This window comes from Streptomyces sp. NPDC033216 (assembly GCF_055577115.1).
Genome location: NZ_JBVIQK010000046.1, coordinates 1 through 2812, shown reverse-complemented (window position 1 = coordinate 2812; position 2812 = coordinate 1). Strand labels below are relative to the sequence as shown.

General features: G+C 68.6%; 1 protein-coding gene. It reads right to left on the bottom strand.

Annotation, left to right across the window (positions count from 1 at the left end):
- Nucleotides 1–138 precede the first annotated feature (138 nt).
- Complete coding sequence (locus ACZ5Y0_RS36130) at nucleotides 139–1440, bottom strand: ice-binding family protein (RefSeq protein ID WP_469132864.1); 1302 nt, start codon at nucleotides 1438–1440, stop codon at nucleotides 139–141.
- Nucleotides 1441–2812 lie beyond the last annotated feature (1372 nt).

Below are 2812 nucleotides of genomic sequence, written 5' to 3'. Positions count from 1 at the left end.
TTCTTTCCTTCCCCCCCCCCCCCCCCCCCCCCCCCCTTCCTCCCCCCCCCCCCCCCCCCCCCCCCCCCCCCCCCCCCCCCCCCCCCCCCCCCCCCCCCGCGCCGTCATCCGGTGAACGGACGGACCGAAGGGCGCCGCCTAGCCCTCGTGGCCCTTGGAGTGGCCGTCGCCCTCGTGGGCCTCGGGGACGTCGTCGTAGCCGAAGTGCTCGTCAGGCTTGCCGTGGTCGTACTCGCCGCCGTGGTCCGGCTTGCCGCCGTGGTCGGGCCTGCCGTGGTCCGGCTTGCCGCCGTGGTCGGGCCTGCCGCCGTGGTCGGGCCTGTCGTGGTCGGGCCGTCCCTCGCCATGGTGATCCGGCCTGCCCGGCGCCTGGTTGTGCCCGCCGATCGTGTTGCCCTCGGTGTTCCCGCCGGTCGTGTTGCCCTCGGTGTTGCCTGCGGTGTTCCCGCCGGTCGTGTTGCCCGCCGTGTTCCCGGACGAGTTGCCCGCGGTGCCACCGCCGACGGTGTTGCCCGCGGTGTTCCCGGACGTGATGCCCGAAGTGCCGCCGGTGCTGACGAGCGGTCCGCCCAGGAGGCCACCGCTGACCAGGCCGCCGCTGACCAGGCCGCCGCTCGTGCTCGCGCCGGTCGTCCCACCGGTGGTGGTTCCCGTCGTCCCTCCGGTGGTGGTTCCCGTCGTCCCACCCGTGGTGGAGGCCGCGCACCCGCCGAGGAAGACCCTGTTGTTGTTGAGGGTCACAGCGCCTGCCTGGGCCAGCAACCGGCCCTCGATGTTGGCGCCCTGGTTGGCGGTGATCGAGATCCCGGTCATGAGCGTGCCCACGAAGCTGGAGTTGACGCCCAGCGTCGCCGACGCCCCGACCACCCAGAACACGTTGCAGGCCGAAGCGCCGTTGGTGAGGAGAATCCGACTGGAGGTCGCCGTCGTCAGGGATTCGGGGATCTGGAAGATCCAGACCGCGTCGGAGCTGCCCTGACCGTCCAGGACCAGGTCGCCGGTGATACCCACACCCGAAGTGGCCTTGTGGACGCCGGGGAGCAGCGCCGGGCCTCCGCCGATTCCCGCCGGAAGGGCGAAGTCCACCGCTTGGCCGGCTGCGTTGTTGAACGCCGTGACGAGGTCTGACTTGGCCTGGAGGGCCGCGGCGTCCGCGGCGTGGATGGCACCTCCCACCTGGCCGGGCGGGAATCCGGTGATGGACGGGTTCGGGTGCGTTCCGAGGTCGTGGGCGAGCACCGTGTTGCCGGTGTTGGTGACTCCCTGACCCGACAGAACGGAGTAACTGGCGGCCGTGCCCAGGGGTACGGGCAAGGCGATCGCCGACGCCGTCGTGGGCGTCATGAAGACCATCGCGGCGGAAACTACTGCGGCGAGGACCGAGGCCAGCAAGCCGGACGAGGTGCGGCGGCGAGCTGCTTGAGGGATCTTCAGCTTCATCGAAAGGCCATTTCCTGTGGGGGCAGTCGGGTACCGGGCCCTGCCGAACGCCCGGAAATCCCTGTTCGTTGCTGCCGCCGCATATTACGCAGAAATATCTGGTCATCGATCAGGACAGGACGAGGGGGAATTGCTGATCATTCGACTGGCGCACAGCGTTACGGAAATAGCTTTATTTGTATTTCGACCGGAGTCGTGCCCTCGCATGGAAGAGTGCGCCGCCGCGCGATCGACCGCCGGGCGCAACGCGGCCGGTGTTCGCCGGTCGAGCCTTCGGGTGGCCGGCGGCCACCGGCCGACGTCGCGGCCACCGGCCGACGTCGCGGCCACCGGCCGACGTCGCGGCCGACGCCGACGCCGACGCCGTGGTGCGGGGCGGGGGTGGCGGCTGCGAGACGGGCGGGCGACCATGCGTCCCGCCCTGCGGTCGCGAACCCGGCGGTGGTGGCCTCGTCCTGCCCCTCCCCGTCGCTGTTCGAGGCCGAATACCTCCTCGTCGAACACGCAAAAATCTGTCGTGGTCGGAGTAGACATTGGGGCGCCGTGTGGTTATGGTTTCTCTCGTAAGCAAGAAGGACCGAAGGGCCCGGCAGACACGAACTGCCGGGCAGCAGTACCGAAGTGCAGTTCGCAGGGCGGTTCGGTGGTGGAGTTTCGAAGCCAGGCTTGTCGCAGGACGGTGACGGGACTGACGACCGGACCGGGTGGCCCGCAGTGATCAGGGGCCGCCGTGAACAGGACCGCGTTCCACGCGGTGGCAGTACCCGTAAGTGAGGTTCGCAGTACCCAGCAGTGAAGTGAGTGAGCGGTACCTCGGTGAAGGCGTCGGCTGCGGGCGCGCGCACCGGGAGGTCCGGCAGTGGGGTTCCAAGCCAGAGCAGACGCAGGACGGGCGACGGGGCTGGCTGTCGGAGGGTGGCGCTGTGACAGGCCACCGAGCAGTACGCATCACCAGTAGTACGCATCACCAGTAGTACGCATCACCAGTAGTACGAGTAGAGCAGTACCGCAGTTCGCAGTTCCCGTTCTGTCAAGTAGTTGATCACTGAGGGATGAACGGAGGAGCCGAAGCGCCATCAGGATCGCCCGGGCGGAAGTTCAGGGCCCGGGTACCGCAGGACATCGATAGTGAGGTGGTCTCCGGTCGAGCAACCGCGATCCCAGCATCCCCGACAGCATTTGGGTCGGGTCTGCGGAAACAGAAGGCCGGCGCAGCATGAGGGCCGGCAGATGGTGTAGCAGTTCCTTCGGGCCCTGGGGGGGGGGGGGGGGGGGGGGCTCCCCGGGGTTTCAGGACTTCCCAAAATCCCCCAAAAGGGGCAAAGGAAAAAAAGAAAAACGGAAAAAAAAAAACCCCCAACCCCACCCCCCA